This is a genomic window from Paenibacillus sp. SEL3 (assembly GCF_054602585.1).
Genome location: NZ_CM137725.1, coordinates 2,975,821 through 2,992,672 on the forward strand (window position 1 = coordinate 2,975,821; position 16,852 = coordinate 2,992,672).

Annotated in this window: 17 protein-coding genes; 4 read left to right on the top strand and 13 right to left on the bottom strand. The window is 46.1% G+C overall.

Going from position 1 to position 16,852, the window contains the following annotated elements:
- Positions 1 to 33: 33 nt before the first annotated feature.
- The 4 genes from ACYCS5_RS13765 to ACYCS5_RS13780 all read right to left on the bottom strand — a co-directional run bounded on the left by ACYCS5_RS13765 (position 34) and on the right by ACYCS5_RS13780 (position 3,571).
- Positions 34 to 1,443, bottom strand: a complete 1,410-nt coding sequence (locus tag ACYCS5_RS13765; RefSeq protein WP_049817047.1) for a glycoside hydrolase family 1 protein — start codon at positions 1,441 to 1,443, stop codon at positions 34 to 36.
- A 72-nt stretch (positions 1,444 to 1,515) separates the two neighbouring features.
- Positions 1,516 to 2,844 carry a PTS cellobiose transporter subunit IIC gene (celB, locus tag ACYCS5_RS13770; protein ID WP_340886811.1) on the bottom strand — a complete coding sequence of 443 codons (1,329 nt, stop codon included), beginning with the start codon at positions 2,842 to 2,844 and terminating at the stop codon, positions 1,516 to 1,518.
- A gap of 84 nt (positions 2,845 to 2,928) precedes the next feature.
- Positions 2,929 to 3,261, bottom strand: coding sequence for a PTS lactose/cellobiose transporter subunit IIA (locus tag ACYCS5_RS13775; protein WP_013312602.1), 333 nt, complete (start codon positions 3,259 to 3,261; stop codon positions 2,929 to 2,931).
- Positions 3,254 to 3,571 (bottom strand): PTS sugar transporter subunit IIB, encoded by a 318-nt coding sequence (locus ACYCS5_RS13780; RefSeq protein WP_029518773.1) that lies wholly within the window; start codon positions 3,569 to 3,571, stop codon positions 3,254 to 3,256. Before ACYCS5_RS13780 ends, ACYCS5_RS13775 begins: the two co-directional genes overlap by 8 nt.
- Before the next feature lie 329 nt (positions 3,572 to 3,900).
- Between ACYCS5_RS13780 and ACYCS5_RS13785 the strand changes: the two genes are divergently transcribed.
- On the top strand, positions 3,901 to 5,016 hold the full coding sequence (locus ACYCS5_RS13785) for a WG repeat-containing protein (RefSeq protein ID WP_459761221.1): 1,116 nt from the start codon (positions 3,901 to 3,903) through the stop codon (positions 5,014 to 5,016).
- 73 nt (positions 5,017 to 5,089) lie between these two features.
- Here the strand turns inward: ACYCS5_RS13785 and ACYCS5_RS13790 are convergent, their stop codons facing one another.
- The 4 genes from ACYCS5_RS13790 to ACYCS5_RS13805 all read right to left on the bottom strand — a co-directional run bounded on the left by ACYCS5_RS13790 (position 5,090) and on the right by ACYCS5_RS13805 (position 8,032).
- On the bottom strand, positions 5,090 to 5,527 hold the full coding sequence (locus ACYCS5_RS13790; RefSeq protein ID WP_013312605.1) for a hypothetical protein: 438 nt from the start codon (positions 5,525 to 5,527) through the stop codon (positions 5,090 to 5,092).
- Between the two features lie 245 nt (positions 5,528 to 5,772).
- A complete protein-coding gene (locus ACYCS5_RS13795) occupies positions 5,773 to 5,928 on the bottom strand; it encodes a hypothetical protein (protein ID WP_307350890.1) in 156 nt (51 codons plus the stop codon).
- 12 nt (positions 5,929 to 5,940) lie between these two features.
- Positions 5,941 to 6,507 (bottom strand): hypothetical protein, encoded by a 567-nt coding sequence (locus ACYCS5_RS13800; protein WP_459761222.1) that lies wholly within the window; start codon positions 6,505 to 6,507, stop codon positions 5,941 to 5,943.
- Between the two features lie 13 nt (positions 6,508 to 6,520).
- On the bottom strand, positions 6,521 to 8,032 hold the full coding sequence (locus ACYCS5_RS13805; RefSeq protein WP_029518789.1) for a DUF4153 domain-containing protein: 1,512 nt from the start codon (positions 8,030 to 8,032) through the stop codon (positions 6,521 to 6,523).
- Between the two features lie 147 nt (positions 8,033 to 8,179).
- On the opposite strand from ACYCS5_RS13805, the gene ACYCS5_RS13810 reads away from it, so the two are divergent.
- Positions 8,180 to 9,916 carry an ABC transporter substrate-binding protein gene (locus tag ACYCS5_RS13810; RefSeq protein ID WP_069012260.1) on the top strand — a complete coding sequence of 579 codons (1,737 nt, stop codon included), beginning with the start codon at positions 8,180 to 8,182 and terminating at the stop codon, positions 9,914 to 9,916.
- Between the two features lie 209 nt (positions 9,917 to 10,125).
- On the opposite strand, the gene ACYCS5_RS13815 is transcribed toward ACYCS5_RS13810, so the two are convergent.
- The gene (locus tag ACYCS5_RS13815) at positions 10,126 to 11,526 is read right to left on the bottom strand and encodes a transcriptional regulator (RefSeq protein ID WP_069012261.1); all 1,401 of its coding nucleotides are present in this window, start codon (positions 11,524 to 11,526) and stop codon (positions 10,126 to 10,128) included.
- Between the two features lie 213 nt (positions 11,527 to 11,739).
- On the opposite strand from ACYCS5_RS13815, the gene ACYCS5_RS13820 reads away from it, so the two are divergent.
- Positions 11,740 to 11,985 carry a DUF6953 family protein gene (locus tag ACYCS5_RS13820; protein WP_069012262.1) on the top strand — a complete coding sequence of 82 codons (246 nt, stop codon included), beginning with the start codon at positions 11,740 to 11,742 and terminating at the stop codon, positions 11,983 to 11,985.
- A 42-nt stretch (positions 11,986 to 12,027) separates the two neighbouring features.
- On the opposite strand, the gene ACYCS5_RS13825 is transcribed toward ACYCS5_RS13820, so the two are convergent.
- A complete protein-coding gene (locus ACYCS5_RS13825) occupies positions 12,028 to 12,987 on the bottom strand; it encodes a helix-turn-helix transcriptional regulator (RefSeq protein ID WP_029518794.1) in 960 nt (319 codons plus the stop codon).
- 112 nt (positions 12,988 to 13,099) lie between these two features.
- Between ACYCS5_RS13825 and ACYCS5_RS13830 the strand changes: the two genes are divergently transcribed.
- Positions 13,100 to 14,047, top strand: a complete 948-nt coding sequence (locus ACYCS5_RS13830) for a Gfo/Idh/MocA family protein (RefSeq protein ID WP_165145674.1) — start codon at positions 13,100 to 13,102, stop codon at positions 14,045 to 14,047.
- 41 nt (positions 14,048 to 14,088) lie between these two features.
- Here the strand turns inward: ACYCS5_RS13830 and ACYCS5_RS13835 are convergent, their stop codons facing one another.
- The 3 genes from ACYCS5_RS13835 to ACYCS5_RS13845 form a co-directional block, all read right to left on the bottom strand.
- Positions 14,089 to 15,105: an asparaginase gene (locus tag ACYCS5_RS13835; protein WP_165145671.1), complete on the bottom strand. Its 1,017-nt coding sequence runs from the start codon at positions 15,103 to 15,105 to the stop codon at positions 14,089 to 14,091.
- A gap of 230 nt (positions 15,106 to 15,335) precedes the next feature.
- The gene (locus ACYCS5_RS13840) at positions 15,336 to 16,103 is read right to left on the bottom strand and encodes an amino acid ABC transporter ATP-binding protein (protein ID WP_165145668.1); all 768 of its coding nucleotides are present in this window, start codon (positions 16,101 to 16,103) and stop codon (positions 15,336 to 15,338) included.
- A gap of 4 nt (positions 16,104 to 16,107) precedes the next feature.
- Positions 16,108 to 16,824 carry an amino acid ABC transporter permease gene (locus ACYCS5_RS13845; RefSeq protein WP_013312615.1) on the bottom strand — a complete coding sequence of 239 codons (717 nt, stop codon included), beginning with the start codon at positions 16,822 to 16,824 and terminating at the stop codon, positions 16,108 to 16,110.
- Between the last annotated feature and the right edge of the window lie 28 nt (positions 16,825 to 16,852).

The following is a 16,852-nucleotide window of genomic DNA, read 5'->3' on the forward strand; positions in this document are numbered from 1 at the left end:
AAAAAAAGGCGGTCCAGAGGACCACCCACCACCTTAGAATCCGTTATTTTCGATCACTTGTTTGAACCAGTGCCCACTCTGTTTAACGGATCTTTTGCCGCCGTCCTGAAGATCGACAGACACAAAACCATAGCGATTCTTATAAGCATTCGTCCAGGACCAGTTGTCCATAAACGTCCATAAGTGATAGCCTTTCACATTGGAGCCCTCCAAGATGGCCCGTTGAACCCATTTGAGATGCTCACGGATAAAATCAATGCGATAGTCATCATGGATCATGCCGTGCTCATCCCTGAATTTTTCCTCGCCTTGAACACCCATCCCATTTTCTGAAATGAAGCATTCAATGTTGCCGTAATTCAGTCTGACATTGGTCAGAATGTCGTAAATGCCCTTCTCATAAATCTCCCAGCCCCGCATCTCATTCATCTTACGGCCAGGCATAGCGTAATAATCGAAGAATCGTTCCGGCACAAAAGGCGCATCTGGATTCGGCAGACTTTCGCGGGCCTTGACTCTGCGAGGCTGATAATAGTTAATCCCCAGCAGGCCCACCGTGCCTTGACGTATAATCTCCCGGTCCCCGTCTTCCATCAGCGGTACAAAGCCCTCTTGGCGCAACAGTTCCACGAGCAAAGGGTTAAATTCTCCCGTCACAGATGGGTCTAAAAAGGAACGGTTAAAGAACGCATCGCATATTTCAGCAGCCTGCACGTCTGCCGGGTGCTGACTACGCGGATAGGTCGGCGTCAGGTTCAAAATAATTCCGATTTTGCCCTTGTAGCCTCCCTCTTTGTATGCCTTAATGGCACTCGCGCTCGATAACAGGGTATGGTATCCCACCTGTACAGCTTTACCGAAATCCACTTCATTCGGATAATGGAAATCGTACAGATAGCCGCCTTCCACTGGGACAATCGGCTCATTATGCGTAAACCATTTGGCCACACGATCTCCGAATAGCCCAAAGCAAGTGTTAGCGTAATCTACGTAAGCTTCGACCGTCTCCCGGTTCACCCATCCTCCTTTTTCCTGTAAAGCCATCGGCAAATCAAAATGATACAAACTCACAAATGGCTCAATCCCCGCCTGATGCAACTCTGCAATGACGGCATTATAGAAATCAACCGCCTTCTGGTTCATCGCACCCCTTCCCGCTGGAAACAGACGCGACCAGGAAATAGAGAACCGGAAGGAGTTGTGACCAAGCTCTTTCATGAGTGCAATATCTTCTTTGTAACGGGTATAGAAACGGGACGTTTCGCCAGGTCCAACCCCGTCATAAAAACGGTTCGGCTCCTGCTCAAACCAATAATCCCAAATGTTCGGTCCTTTGCCGTCTCCCTCCATGGTTCCTTCTGTCTGGGTAGCCGAGGCCGATGAGCCCCACCAGAAGTCGGATGGAAAACGGTATTGAATGGTTTGCTGCTCGATATCTTTCATTTCGGTATGATTCACAGCTCTACTCCTCTCTCTTTTGCATGAATAAGCTGCTAATCCAGCAGCTTATTCACATTACATTCCAACAGTTTGATCCTTACCTGCAATGGCTGCTTGGTTAAGCTCCTCTTCCTGCTCTTTACGAACGTTCATCCGATCAATAAATTTCAGGAATGGGAACCAAATGACAAAAACGACAGCCATATTAAACAACTGCAGTACGCCTCCCATTAGAGATCCCGTAGCCATCATTCCACTAAAGAACAACGGCATCGTCCAAGGCACCTGTATTCCGTTAGGCGGTGGTACAAGCCCGGTGGACATCGCGAAGTAAGTAATCAGCGTAACGATCATTGGAGCAATGACCCATGGGACAAAAATAAGCGGATTCATCACAATCGGCAAACCGAAAATGACGGGTTCATTGACATTGAACAGACCTGGTCCAATGGCCAACTTACTGACCTGCTTCAATTGCTTGCTCTTCAGGAAGATCAGAATCGTGAGCACGACTGCCAGTGTCATACCTGTACCACCGATACCTACGGTATAAATATCCACAAACTGCTTGGTGATAATATGCGGCAGTTCCGCTCCTTTGGAGTATGCTTCATAGTTTTCAAGTGCCAGCGTATTCCAGATCGGCTCCATAACCGAGTTGATAATGATTTGACCATGAAGACCAAAGAACCATAAAAGCTGAACAAAGAAAATAGCAATCAATGTAGGGATAATGCCACTGCCCAAATGTACCAGCGGTGCCTGTACGGCATGATAAATCAGATCATGCAGGTTATTATGAAGGGTCAGTGTAACTACAACATTAATGATCAAAAATATGCCCAATGTAATACATGCCGGAAGCAAAGCGGCAAATGACTTGGCAACTGCCGGCGGAACGCCTGGAGGCATTTTGATAATAATGTTCCGCTGTGTCACTCTTCGGTAAATTTCACCAGCTATAAAAGCAACGATCATGCCAAGGAACATGCCTTTGGCCCCAATCCGATCCAACGGAATGACACCAGCAATCGTGGCACCGCTTTCTTGTGTCAGCACAAACGGGGTGAGCATCAAGAAGCTGACCAACGCGATCATGCCGCCGAATATGGGCTCGACCTTATAACTTCGGGATAAATAATAGCCGATCCCGACAACCACGAATAAGGTCATGATGTTCAGTGTGGCACTCGGCGCAATGTTCAGCAGACTGTTAAAAGTTGTATAATTGCCGTCGCCCATCCACCCTTTTAGAAACGGCAGATTGATAATAACGACGATGATGGAGCCAAAAACTGTTAATGGAAATGACAACATAAATGCATCACGTAGTACAGTAAGATAGCGGTTGTTGTTCAGTTTACCGGCAATAGGTATCAGTATCCGGCTTAATTTCTCAAACAAAGCCTATTCCTCCCCGCGAAGTGACTTGCATCAATAGGGTTGCAAGCTTTTTATGTCCTAAATTTCACATACTTATATGTTTCGCTATAAATTTCTGGATTTGAACAGCTCCAGCAATTCTAGAACCAGGTCTTTCATGGTAACCGTGGACATCAGATGATCCTCGGCATGCATCAGAAGGAGCGAGAAGGGAGTTTGGGTACCTCCCGCTTCCTTCTTAACCATTTGAAAATGGATATCATGTGCAGCACGTAAATCCTGCTTGGCTTGTTTGAGCAGTTCGTCCGCACCTTCTACATTCTCATTTCGGTATTCGGTCAGCGCCTGAATTACTTTACTGCGAGCGCTTCCACTATGAAGAATAAGTTGGAAACTAATCTGTTCTTCCGTCAGTTCAGCTATATTGACTTTATCCATTTTTGCGTTCCACCAGCTTCACGGCCTGTTCATAGGCTTTCTTACCGTCAACCATTCCGTAGGCCATCATGTCGATCACTTCTACGTGAATACCATATGGAGCTGCTTCCTTTTCCAGTTGTCCTTTCAGAAAACTCATTTGTGGTCCAATCAATACCGCGTCAGCCTTAGCCATGTCTTCTGCCGCCTGATCTTGACCTACTGCCCAAATTTCAGCCTCGTCTCCAATGGACTTAGCATATTCCTGCATCTTGGTAACCAGCAAACTTGTAGACATACCTGAGCTGCACGCCAGTAAAATTTTTTTCATGATTATTCCTTCCCTTCAAGGTATTATTGGATGTTAAGTACTAGAAAACGTTTACAGCGTAATTATAAATCCAGTCTTTCTATTTGTCTATACATTTAGGATATATGTATAGACTTTTTTTAAAATGACACGACTTCTTCACTTTTTTTCTTGAAAGTGAACGTGATCTCTTATCTTTAATCTCTCAGTAATAGCTGAAAATTAGAAAAATTTAGAATATCAAGAAACATTCCTACATTTTTATCGTCTATATTATGGAAGACCTTACGTATGAGGGTAAGATTTTCCGAAGCCCAAAGATAAAAATCAACTCACAAAGGAGCTTATGCATGTTAAAAAAGTTAGGATTAGCTGCATTGATTCTGGCTACTAGCCTCTCTGTTATTGGAACAGGCTGGGCCGCATCCAGCACAACAACCATTGAAGTTTCTAAAACTGCTCTGGATTACAACATTGCTCGCCCGCTGAGCGATGGTGCTTTTCATGATGGCTTATTGGCCGCTGAAACATCTGCTGGAAACCTTGTGTATTACAATACCAAAGGAGCAAAAGCTTTCTCACTTCCCGCCGAGCTTAAACCCATTGGTGACTTTCATGAGCAGCGAGCCGTAGTCAAAAATACAAAAACGAATCTCTATGGATACATGAACACCAGAGGGACACTAGTCATCCCTTGCCAATATACCGAAGCCAATTTCTTTTCGGAAGGAAAAGCCAAGGTGACCATAGCAGACACCAAAGAAAATGCAATTATAGATCGAACGGGAAAAATCCTTTCTCATTTTAAAGAAAATGTGGATTCAGAATATATATTTACGGACGGTCTGGCTCTTGCCTACGCCCCCATCACTGGCAAGATCGGTTTTGTGAATGCCTCTGGTCAACTAGCGATTCCTTATAAATACAAATACAGTCGTGGTTTCTCGGATGGCTTGGCTATTGTTCAAAATAGCAAAGAGCTCTACGGGTATATCAATACAGCAGGGAAAGAAGTCATTCCTCTTCAATATAAATCTGGCGGAGACTTCTCGGAGGGATTGGCCCCGGTGCAAAATACCAAGGGGAAATGGGGATTCATCAATAAACAGGGGAAAGTCGTGATTCCCTTTAAATTTACGGATGCTCAGAACTTTAGTGAAGGCCTGGCGAGTGTGAAAAATGTAAAAAACGAAGTCGGATTTATTGATAAAAACGGAACGCTGGTCATTAAATATCAACATAAATATGATGTTACCTCTCCGTTCAAAGAAGGCTTTGCTTTAGTCGGTAAACAAACACAATCATCCGTCTCAGACGGCAAATTCGGTTACATCAATCGTCAAGGGCAACTGCTGACTAAACTTGAGTACAGAGCGGAATCCTCCTCCTTCTCTAATGGCTATGCTGTTGCTTTTATCAAGCCAGGCAAAGCTTTCATTGTATCTAAACATTCCGTTTTAAAATAAAAAAGACGACCCCGGAAACAGATCGAGTGGATCTGCTTCCGGAGTCATTAAATTTCCAATATATCGAATATAATTAGTCGTGTGTGTAGAATTTCACTCCAGGCAGATCTGCTGCCACCCACGAATAGTTAATGGTATTACTGTTATAATTTTTGGTCCCCGCCTGAGCAACCTGTACTTCTTTCAAAATCGTAATCGATGAACCCTTCGGTCTGACAACGACTACATGACCATGTCCATCCTCTTTTTTAATCCCGATCGTAGGATACCCGAGATTGGCTCTTTTTTGAGCATCCTGAAAGGTTACAGAGTACCAGCCCGGCGCTTTTTTATTCAGTAAAGCATCAGCCATTTGATTGGCTAAGCCACTTGGTAAGTCAGCCGACATCGCAGACATCACGTCTTGAGCGAAAATATTACATTTCGTTCCACCTACTGGCGAATACTTCTTGTTCGTTTCTACCTTAAAACCGTCAATTACAGATGCGTAAGTACTTGCACTTCTAGCCATTGAAATTCCCCCTGAATATAAGTTGTAGAGGAAATGAACGGAGTCGCTTGAACATCTGAATGGCTCCACATTCAATTGATGTTGGCCTCCATTCCCTCTCAACTATTAGGGTGATTTCCGGCTTACTTTAACAACGTAATACGCAAGGAAAATTAACTTATTTTTATTTTTCTATTTAAATTCCATCTACAGTGATGGCACGGCCTTCTGATCCATTAGGTTGAGAAAATAAAACGCCTTTCTCGTTAATCATCACTTAGCTGAAGGCTTTCTTCACTGATTACGGTTGGAACGATAAGCTCGGGAGTAGTCGTAGTCTTAGCTTGTGTTAAATAGTCTGCTGCCCCCACCATCAGAGCGATGCCGATAAATAGCACGATCCAATTACGATTCTTTTTCATCATCTGTACCTCTCATTCTTCACTCCGCCCGTTCAGCCACTTGAACCAATGGAGCAGATGACTAAATCGGTATTCATGCTGCAAAGCATACGTCCATACTTCAGGCTCTTCACCGGGTTCCTTCCAGACGAGCATGGAAAAGTGACCCTCTTCCTCGCTTGCAACCGACAGCAGCGAAAGACGATCATCCCCGAATCGGTATGGAGCCGATTCCACCCAGTAATTCCGCATATCGCTGATCCATCTGCGAAACTGCTCTGTACCTGCGATCCGCAGCACCTCATCCGGCAGGAGCAGGTGCTCGTCGATGTCCTTCCAATCCCCCGCATATCGGTACCGCGCTGCCAGCATCGGACTGAGCGGTCGGGTTTTACCCGGGGCCAACGTAGGCATATAGGCGACGGGAACGACCGGACCGATACTCTGGATAGCATAAGACCGAGCTTCCTCCTCACTCATTCCGTAGGACATCGCCTCCGCAAGAAAATGGTTTCGTCTTACACCAAATTGATGCTGATACTGTGACATCTCATCCTGTAGCTCCAATACCATACCCTCCACTGTATCTGTTCCGATCATTCCCAAACACCTCTCATTCCAAAATATAGTTGTGCAATTCTCGTTGCGCTCGATACTTTGCCCAATTGAATTCAGACCAAGCCGATTCTTCTCTCGTCATGCTCGTCAAGCGGGCTTGTAAAAACTCATCCAGCGCTCCATGTTCCTTACGGCTAAAGTCAATCAGCAGCGGAATCGCGTCCGCCGATAGCTCACTCAAATATTCCTTATCTATCACCGATGTCGTGCGATACCGTTCGAGATTATTTTCAGCAATCCGTATATCAATGCCCACATAGTTCACGACGACATAGGCGACCAGAGCGAGTACAATATAATATTTCGCCAACGGCAGTTGACGGAAATGAATGCGCATTGCTGCAATAAGCAGTAGCAAGCCCAGAAAAATCATAAACGCGTGTACCAAATAGCGGGTGTACGTATAGCCGTATGCTTCTTCGTACATAACCAGCCGGGTATATCCCGAATACAGCATCACACCCGAACAACCCACGAGTATGTACAGCAGGCCGCTGTTCATTTTTTGCACTATACCTGAGCCAAATTCAGTCCACTTCAATACACTGATCATCAGCACAAAGTTGATACCTGTTACCATAACCAGCTCCCCGAATCCTCTTCTCGCATATTCGGCATACGAGGTTCCTTCGGGCAGAGCACCTTCCCATGCACCAAACAAATATCCGAACTGCAACACGACGAACACAACATACACCAAATTCATGACAATCAGCACCGTAGCGGTAATGACAGGATCAAACTTGATCGCCACCGGCTCGTGGTAAGGTACTGTTGATGACTGAGTTTCTCTCTGCGTATTACGCGGAGCAGGCTGTACAAATCCCCACAAGTAACAGAAGAAACAGAAGGTGAAAAAGCAGATCCAGATCAGCCGTGGCAAACCACTCCCAAAGGTCAATGTGCCAATCCATTCGGGTATGCCAGATAACAACTTTTCGAACATCCCGTCTGCCGAAGCCAGCAGAGATATAATAATGAGTAGCAACGGCAAGGCAATAAGTAGACCGATTATCACTTTACCCAATACACGCTTACGCTCATCCTTTACATTCCGAAAGGCTGCCGTCTTAAACATTCGAAACGGAGTCACGATATGGCGAAAATTTTGATAAAACCAATGGCTTAGCGCCTGACCGATAATACCGGGTTCTGACCAGCCATGCCTTTTCTCCCCGAACAGCAGCACCATATGTACGCTAATCAGAGCAGGTATCGCCAGCGCATTTAACACATATAGGATCGGATTATTGAACAGCACGTATGTCAATGCCAGCATGAAAATGATCACAAACAGCAAACGCCCTATCCATGATTTGAGCTGGAAACGATCTCGATTAAAGGCATACATATAGGCGTAAAACCCAATAACAAAAATGGGCATAGACACGCCCAGCCCATGTCCGAAGAACAGATATTGATGAACCAGCGCCAACACAATTGCGCCAGCAAAGGCAGACAGAAACGACGTTTTCGGCAAAGACGTTCCATTCATCTTGTCATGCATGATAAATACCTCCGCAAATATGCTTTATAACCCTTATTGTAGATGATAAAATAAGAAGATAAAGAGAAATTAATTCAAACAAAATTTCCTATTTTATAAAAGTGGCTACGCTTTTAATCAAATATAGGGGAAACGGAGCAACCTTGAATGAAACTCCATGCCCAATTTTTACGACTTCACTCACACGCAGCTGACGACAAGGACGAAAACCATACTATAGAGACGACGCTGGATGAGCTAGCAGCTATTTTTGACTGTACTCACCGCAACGCCTTGATGATCATTCAGAAAATGGAGCAGCATGACTGGATACAATGGACTCCCCGCCGAGGCAGAGGCCGCCGCTCCAGTCTGCGCTTCCTTATTCAGCCGGAAGACATTGCCGTGCAATCCATGATGCAAGCCATAGACCGCCATGATATCAAACGCGCGCTGGATGAGATCCGAGTTCATTCGCGCTCCTCCACCATGCAAGAGCATTTGCAAGGCTGGCTGCTAAATTATTTTGGGCACCACGCGGAGGTGCGCAGTGATCAGCAGCAGATCGACACGCTGCGTCTGCCTATTCGCCAGCAACTTTATACGCTGGACCCGTTGTACTTGAACTGGCTTGCCGAGTCCTTCGTATCCAGCCACGTCTTTGATGGCCTGGCCCGTCGGGCGAACGAAAGCGGCGAGATTTTGCCGGGATTGGCGCACGCTTGGGAGGTGGACACCACTCGTACACAGTGGACTTTTTTCCTGCGTAAAGAAGTGCTGTTTCATAACGGAAAAATACTCACCGCTGAAGACGTCGTCTATACCTTTGAGCGACTGAGTCGGGCCCCGGGAAGGAGACTTTACCATTTTATCGTCCGGCAAATTCAGCACGTCCAGGCGTTAAGTCCGACGATGGTACGTTTCGTACTAAAGGAGCCAAACGAGCTATTTCTATCCTTCCTGTGTACCAGCCGGGCTGCGATTGTGCCGCGTGAGCTTAATCAGGTGGGTGAAGCCGCCTTTGGCATCCACCCTGTCGGTACAGGGGCATTCAAAGTCACGGAAATGAACGAGAGCCTGTGTACACTGGAGGCTTTCGCACCTTATTTTCAAGGCCGAGCTCATCTGGACCGAGTGGAAATTGTCCAACTCCCGTGGGCGACTAAGCTGGAATCGCCGGATACGGAAGACACCGCTTCTTCTTTTCACATTATCCATAATCCCGTATCGGCGGGAGATACGGATACCGCATGGAGCCAGATTCACTCAGCGGCTTCGGTACGCAAATTTATCACATGTAATACACACAAGGATGGACCGCTGCGTAACCCAGAAATACGTGCCCGCATTGTAGCATGTCTGGATCATCGCTCCCTTCCTCCAGCAGTAAATTCATCTAACGATTCTTTTGAACCACTGGCGGCACTGCAAATTGCTACCATTCCCGAGTATAAAGCGGACGCAGACCGGGTTGCGGCTCAGCTCGAATCCTGTGGGTATACCTGTAACATCGTGGCCGCATCTATGAATGAATTCAAAAGCTCATCTATCCGTATGGAGTCAGACTTAATCATCTTTTCTCTCTTTCGTGACCGTGATGAGCAATTACGCCTGTTTGACTTGTATCTGAATGTATCCGGACATGTTGAGCCTCATAGCCGTGTGGATATCGAAAGACTGCTGCGTGAAATTGCACGGGAGGCCGATCACACTGTTAGGGCGCAGCAATTTGAACATATCGAAACTCGGCTCATGGATGAGCACCAGCTGCATATTTTATATGAAAAACCCGTTCAGACGGCCTATCTCCCTTCTGTGCGCGGCGTATCTTTTAACAGTCAGGGCTGGGTGGATCTGCGTCATGTCTGGTTTCCACCTGCTGTACCTCCATCATCCAAGCCTTGAGCCAAGCGGTCCATTCAAGCGCATCGGATGACCAAAAAAAGGTATCCTCTTTTCACAAGAGGATACCTTTTGGGTTACGACAATCCAGACCTTTTCAAGTAGATGGTTCAAGGGATGAAAGCGCCCATCCCCCCAACCCATGACTGTGGACATCGCTAGGATCTTCCATAGGAGGGGTAACGGGTGGAAAATTCAACAGGATAAAAACATTAAATGCGAGCAGAGAAAAAACGATCTTTTTTATCATGGATGTACTCTACCTCTCCAAGTAAGTTTTTATATTCCTCTTTGTCCTGAGAAGTGGCAGTATGCCGATACTTTTCAAATAATCCTACACATTTGATGGTGACAGGATTACCATTCAGCACGACGGAATAAGAAAGGCTCTCAAGCAAGAATTTCATACCTTTGGTATAACGGTGTTTGTTGAGATCGTAACAAGCCATCTCTGCCAAAAATCGTGCATAGAGATCTGCTGACATTTGCTCCGTATAAGTGCCTACCTTAACATGCTGATCTGCAAATGCCTCAATTTGTTTTTCAAAACGTTGCAGTACATGGTCTACATTAAAATCATAACGGTTGGCCGCTACCATAATTTTATGTAACCCCACGAGAATTTCGCCTTCGTTTTTTTCCAAATAATCTACATACTGTGGAATCACATCCAGACTGCCGGACATCAACTGGTATAAATACCCGTTGGCCTCAGCCCAGTTGCTACAAAGGGCCTTCAAACGCCGAGCTTCTTCCGTATCCTCTTGCACCCAGCTCAAATCAGAGTATAGGGATACAAATTCCAGTGCCTTCTGATAATCCCCGCGCTCATCCCACACCCCGGCACGCAGCACGTAAGAATATACAATATACATAAACAAAGGACCCTTAGGTTCCTTGCCACGCTCCGGTCTTCTGGTATTTCCGTATTTTTGCTCGTATTGTACCTTGGCTTTTTGAGCCATTTTTTCAGCATACCATTCTACTTTATCCCAACGCCGCAAGGAGGCATAGGTATTAGCCAAGTCTCTTAAGGCATCCAGTTGGTCTGCTTCACCCAGTCGGTCCACAAAGCTTTCGAAATGTGTGGCTGCCCATAAATTTTCGTCCTGGTCATCACCAACGGCAATCGTAAATAAACGGTATTGGCAGAGCGCCAGACGCTCTGAATGTTGGTACTTCTCACTTTCCGAAACATTTTTATAAATAATTGCAGCAGCCTCGAGCTTACCTTCGCTGAATAATTCTTCTGCTGTCTCAAACAAAGCTGGGGCGTATATGAGATAGTCCATCATAAACTCCACGACTTGCTTAATACAATCCAGTTTGTTCAGCTCTGCACAGCGATGCAAAAAGGGACGAACCCGTCGCCAATTCGGTGCCGTATTCCGTATAAATTCATCAATGTATAACTCATAGAGGCTCCCTTCTTCAAGCCCCATGCCTGCACCAATCCTATCCAACAGCAGCATCGCAATCGGACGATTACCGTTAATAATGGCACTGATCGTTCCTGCATTAATACCTGTGTTCTCCCCAAACTTACTAATCGTAATTCCTTCTCGTCTGATGTACTGTTCCAGCTCTGCGCGAATTGTGGTTGTTTCCTTCAAACCAGGCACCCCCAGGGATTACTTGCATGATTACAATACAAAAAAAGAAAATTCCCGTGAATATTCCCTTAATTATACAAAAGAAAGCTCGCTTAGCCAACCGCTCCAGTAAATTTATATCAAAAAATTCAATAATTCTCCGAATTGCCGTATACTACGGGGAGGTGAGCCGAGCAGCTACACCCAATCGGTACGCAGGAAAGGATACGACAAATGGACAACACCCCTACAGCAGAACAAGAAATTGCACAATGGATGGTCGCGCAGATCCGTGAAGTGGGCACCCTGAAACAAGAAGATGCAATTGCATATGTACGCTCTGAGTATGGAGAGCAGTATGTGTTTATAAGCGAGCATGGTCATGTATCTCTGGAAAAAGAAATCAAAAAAGCATTTCGCAAGCTTCATGGTGGCAGAATCGCCTGGGATCGTGACGGATTTCTCTGGGCCTGGACTTAACAAGCAAAAGCATCTGCCCTAGGCAGGTGTTTTTTTAATGATTTATCCATATATCCTCTGGAGTCGGTTAATTTCTTCCTTCACAAACTGTCGGAGTATTACAGGCTCCACAACTTCAACCCTGCCAATCCAATCCATAGCATCGCGGCAGGCCGCTTCATAACTATACATGTTGACCGTTAGAATGAAATGAGTGCCTTCCTGTACAGACTGGATGATTTCCATCCTTTTCGCTATGATTTCCGCTTGCTTCTTATTCGTTCGGATCAGAACGGGATAGTATTCTTTCTCTGCACAAAGCTGCTTAAACGCGGTTTCTTGTCTCATCCAATGATGCTCCAGCGAAAAATCCTCCGGAACCTCAAAGACTTCCGCAGACGGCTGAACCTCCTTGATTCGCTCACACTTAAAGGTCCGAACCTCCCGCCCAACTTCACAGAAGGCAATGAGGTACCAATCTCCTTTTTTCACCACAAGTCCGTAGGGATGCACATGACGGGAAGAACAGATTCCGTCAGCTTTTTCATATTGAATGTTTATTTTATGGGACCCCCACACCGCAGCTCTTACGGACTCAAGACAAGGAATGGCTATACGTTCCGTCCACCACGGCGTATCATCAAAATAAAACCGCGCTTTGGCTTTCTTAATATCGGACTGATACGAGTCTGGCATCGTCTGTTCCAGTTTGAGCAGAGCATTCTTTAACTTCAAACCCGATTCCGTGGGCCCGCCTGTATAAATGCCCATCCCTGTTAAATACAACTGAATGACATCCCCGCCATTCAACTGTTTCAGGTTCGCCGTATAACCCTCCATTAAATAAATTCCGCCCTTCGGGCCGGAAGCGGTAACAATCGGAACGCCGGCTTCAGCCAGGAGGTCGATATCCCTGTAGATGGAGCGTACAGAGGTTTCCAGTGCCAACGCCAATTCCTTGGCTTTCATTCTCCCTCTAGATTCGATACATAATAAAATCGCGATTAAACGATGCAGTCTCACAATCATTCCTCCACAATAGATGGTTAACCCGAATTGAAAAGATAATGCAAAGATTGTTGACACCCTGTTGGCAGTAATAGGTGTGTATCATAGAAGTAAAGAGGTGTGATGGATGATGAATATTGGAATATTGGGGACGGGATTCGGCGCGTATCATGCCTCACTGTTAAACAACCATCCCAAGGTAAACAGAATCATGGTATTTGGAAGGAACGAAGCCAAGCTGCAAAAGCTGAAAGAGGAGCTAAACGTAGAAGTCACACAAAATATAGAGGATATTCTGCTGGATCCAGACGTGGATATCGTCGATCTATGCCTGCCTTCCCACCTACATAGGTCATATGCGGTGGATTCGCTGAAGCACGGTAAGCATGTATTTTGTGAAACGCCGGTTTGCTTTAATCTCGAAGACGCTCTTCTTATGCAACAAGCTGAGAAGCAATATGACAAAAAGATTCTGGTCAACCAGTTCATTAAGTTTGACCCCGCCTATACCTATCTGTATGAAGCATACCGCCAACAGAAATACGGGAAGCTCATTTCCTTATCTTTGAAGAGAGAAACGTCTCCTCTGTGGGGGGATCTTGGACTAAGCTCCATCCCTACTCAGTTCATGATTCATGAATTGGATTTATTGACCTGGCTATTAGGCCCCTGTGATCCTTGTACAGTCTGGGGTACAGAAGTTACTCATCCTGAACAAGCACAGGTTCGGGCTTACTTTCAGCATCGGGATACATTCACAGAAGTCATCGCCTCATCCCACTTGCCGGGGAGCTACCCATTCACAGTGGCCTATGAGGCTTATTTCGAAAAGGCTAAGCTGGTATTTCATGAAAGCGACGAAACCGATCTTATACCTACCGCATTATATGAGTATACCGCATCAGAACAGCAAAAAATCAACCTCGAATCTGCCAATCCATACGAAAAAAGTTTGGACCATGCACTTGAATGCTTTGGTGGACATCCGGAAAGCCTGATTCCACTGGAGTCAGCTGTACAAGCGCTGAAAGTGGCTATTGAGATTAAAAGCAGACTGGGGAAAGCCCAGCGTTAACCCGGTATTTTTGCAAAATCCTCATCTACGGAATCAGCTTCCTATAAGGAAGCTGTATCCGCAGGCAGGGAAACTTCGTCCGCGTAGTTCGTTGCCATAATCTTGGCTACCCCTGCCGGGTCGTCCGTCTGCCCCAACGCCCACATCATTTTCGTCACTAGCGCTTCCGTTGTCATGTCATACCCCGGAATAACACCCTTCTCCAGTACCTTTTGCCCCACTTCGTAAATCGTCAAATCCCCGCCCTCATAAGGACATTGAGTAGTCACGACAATACTCATACCGTCCTTCATCAGCTCCTCTATTTTGCTGATCAGGCTTCTTTCTTTAAAAGGAACGCCGCCCATACCAAAGCCCTCAATGACGATACCTTTATAGCCCAAGCCCTGAATGGCATCGAAGATCGCCGGATTCGTACCCGGAATCAGCCTGAGCAGAAATACCTCCGAAGCATACCCGTCGTTGTATGGGTGACGAGCGGTACCGCGATTTGCAAATACGCCCTCCGTATAGATCACCTTACCGTTCTCCACGAGTCCGATATACGGATAGTTAATACTCTCAAAAGCATTATAGCTGCGTGTTCTGATTTTTGAACTGCGGCTACCGTTGATAATTTTGCCGTTAAACACGACAAAAACCCCGGCCACCTCGCCACATGCGGTCAGGAATGAGTCGATTACATTCTTTTTGGAATCGCTGTGCTCCGCCAAAATAGAAACCTGCGAACCTGTCACGACGACGGGTTTGTCTACAGTTCCCAACATGAAGCTCAAGGCTGATGCTGTATAAGCCATCGTGTCCGTGCCGTGTGCAATGACAATACCGTCGTATTGATCGAGCGAACGATGTACCATCCGGGCGATGGAAGCCCAATCCTCAGGTTGTGTATTTGTGCTATCAATGCTCATCAGATTATGGGCATCAATCTCGCAAATCTCCTTCAGCTCCGGAATTTCCGCCAAAATATTTTCAGCCGATTGGGTCGGTGTCAGGCCGTTTTCCTGATAGGAGGAAGAAATGGTCCCTCCGGTATTAATGAACAAAACCTTTTTCATATCCAATGTTCCTTCCCGATTACATCTTCACTGTATTGTTCTTAGAATTTATCATGAATAAGTGTGATAAGCTACTTTGCAATGGAAAAGAATTGGAGATATGAGGGGCCAAAAAAGCACGACAAACAAGCGCGGGCTTTCCCTCCTCCTGCGACTTGTCTAACGTGCTTTTTACATAGGTACAATAAGTCTACAGCGCTGCACATACCTATAAGCCATCCATGTACTTCTTATGGGAATACAGGCTGCTCCTGTGGCGCTCTCTGTACCAACGCTTTGCCCAGAAACTGCCGTGTCCGTTCTTCCTTCGGATTGGTGAAAAACTGCTCCACGGGTCCCTGCTCCACAATCACGCCATGCTCCATCAGCACAACCCGATCCGCTACATCTCTCGCAAAACCAAGCTCATGCGTGACAATAATCATCGTATTGCCTTCACTCGCCACCTTTTGAATGACGGACAGTACTTCATCCACCAGTTCAGGATCAAGTGAGGAAGTCGGTTCATCGAATAACAACACCTGTGGATTCAATGCTAATGCACGGGCAATCGCAACTCGCTGCTGCTGTCCACCCGAAAGCTGGGCAGGATAATAGGTCATACGATCCTTTAACCCGACCTTTTCCAAAATGCCTTCACTGATCTCTCTCGCCTGCTTACGATCCAGCTTTTTCACACTGGTCAGACCAATCATCACATTGTGGAGTGCATTCAAATTTTTAAACAACTGATATTGCTGAAATACCATGGCCGTTGCCATCCGTAGTCCGAGAATGTCCTTTTTTCCCGCCTTGGCCGCGTCTACCTTTACACCCTCAATTTCAATGACACCACTGGTCGGCTGCTCCAAAAAATTAATGCTGCGCAGCAGCGTGGACTTCCCCGATCCGCTTGGGCCTAGGATCACTACGACTTCTCCTTTGCCCACCGTCAGGTCTATGCCCTTCAATACGTGATGCTGCCCAAAATGCTTATGAATTTGATGAAGTTGAATCATACCCTTACTCACTTCTTTCGTAAATTCGAATACGCTTCTCCAGCACGACAAGCCCGCGCTCAATAATAATACACACCAACCAGTAAATCAGAGACACCGCAACATATACCTCAAAAAAAGCCAACGCCCGCGCGCCCATAATTTTAGCCTGTCCCATCATATCGACGACACCAATCATAAAAATAAAAGACGTATCCTTCACCGTACTGATCAGCGTGTTTCCCAAATTGGGCAAAGCCACCGTCAACGCCTGCGGCAGTACAATTTTGAGCATAATTTGTGTTTGGCTCATGCCGATGGAATTAGCAGCCTCAAATTGTCCCCGATCGACCGAATGAATCGCCGCCCGAAATGTCTCCGACAGGTATCCCCCGAGGTTCAATGAAAATGAGAGCAACGCAAACAGCTCGGGCGGAATGACATAGACATTGAACTGCTGTAAGAATCCATATTCGCTCTGGAAATAATACAAAAACTTGGGTATTCCGTAATATACGAGAAACAGCTGCACAATGAGCGGTGTTCCCCGAATGTACGAGACATACAACGTAGATAACGGTGCCAAGACAGGCACCTTGTATATCCGGATTAAGGCCGTAGCTAACCCGATGATCCCACCCAGCAGCATGGACACAAACGCAATCCATAAGGTCACGGGGAGATACTCGACGATCTGGGGAAGGCTTTTCAGCATATAATCAAGATCAAACAGCTTTTCCATAGGAACCCCACTTTACCCTTTACATTGT

What these genes read in the sequence shown, in the direction of transcription:
- ACYCS5_RS13765 (WP_049817047.1), bottom strand. Translation starts at nt 1,443, where the DNA reads ATGAAAGATATCGAGCAGCAAACCATTCAATACCGTTTTCCATCCGAC.
- ACYCS5_RS13775 (WP_013312602.1), bottom strand. Translation starts at nt 3,261, where the DNA reads ATGGATAAAGTCAATATAGCTGAACTGACGGAAGAACAGATTAGTTTC.
- ACYCS5_RS13780 (WP_029518773.1), bottom strand. Translation starts at nt 3,571, where the DNA reads ATGAAAAAAATTTTACTGGCGTGCAGCTCAGGTATGTCTACAAGTTTG.
- ACYCS5_RS13785 (WP_459761221.1), top strand. Translation starts at nt 3,901, where the DNA reads ATGTTAAAAAAGTTAGGATTAGCTGCATTGATTCTGGCTACTAGCCTC.
- ACYCS5_RS13790 (WP_013312605.1), bottom strand. Translation starts at nt 5,527, where the DNA reads ATGGCTAGAAGTGCAAGTACTTACGCATCTGTAATTGACGGTTTTAAG.
- ACYCS5_RS13795 (WP_307350890.1), bottom strand. Translation starts at nt 5,928, where the DNA reads ATGAAAAAGAATCGTAATTGGATCGTGCTATTTATCGGCATCGCTCTG.
- ACYCS5_RS13800 (WP_459761222.1), bottom strand. Translation starts at nt 6,507, where the DNA reads ATGATCGGAACAGATACAGTGGAGGGTATGGTATTGGAGCTACAGGAT.
- ACYCS5_RS13805 (WP_029518789.1), bottom strand. Translation starts at nt 8,032, where the DNA reads ATGCATGACAAGATGAATGGAACGTCTTTGCCGAAAACGTCGTTTCTG.
- ACYCS5_RS13810 (WP_069012260.1), top strand. Translation starts at nt 8,180, where the DNA reads ATGAAACTCCATGCCCAATTTTTACGACTTCACTCACACGCAGCTGAC.
- ACYCS5_RS13820 (WP_069012262.1), top strand. Translation starts at nt 11,740, where the DNA reads ATGGACAACACCCCTACAGCAGAACAAGAAATTGCACAATGGATGGTC.
- ACYCS5_RS13830 (WP_165145674.1), top strand. Translation starts at nt 13,100, where the DNA reads ATGATGAATATTGGAATATTGGGGACGGGATTCGGCGCGTATCATGCC.
- ACYCS5_RS13835 (WP_165145671.1), bottom strand. Translation starts at nt 15,105, where the DNA reads ATGAAAAAGGTTTTGTTCATTAATACCGGAGGGACCATTTCTTCCTCC.
- ACYCS5_RS13840 (WP_165145668.1), bottom strand. Translation starts at nt 16,103, where the DNA reads ATGATTCAACTTCATCAAATTCATAAGCATTTTGGGCAGCATCACGTA.
- ACYCS5_RS13845 (WP_013312615.1), bottom strand. Translation starts at nt 16,824, where the DNA reads ATGGAAAAGCTGTTTGATCTTGATTATATGCTGAAAAGCCTTCCCCAG.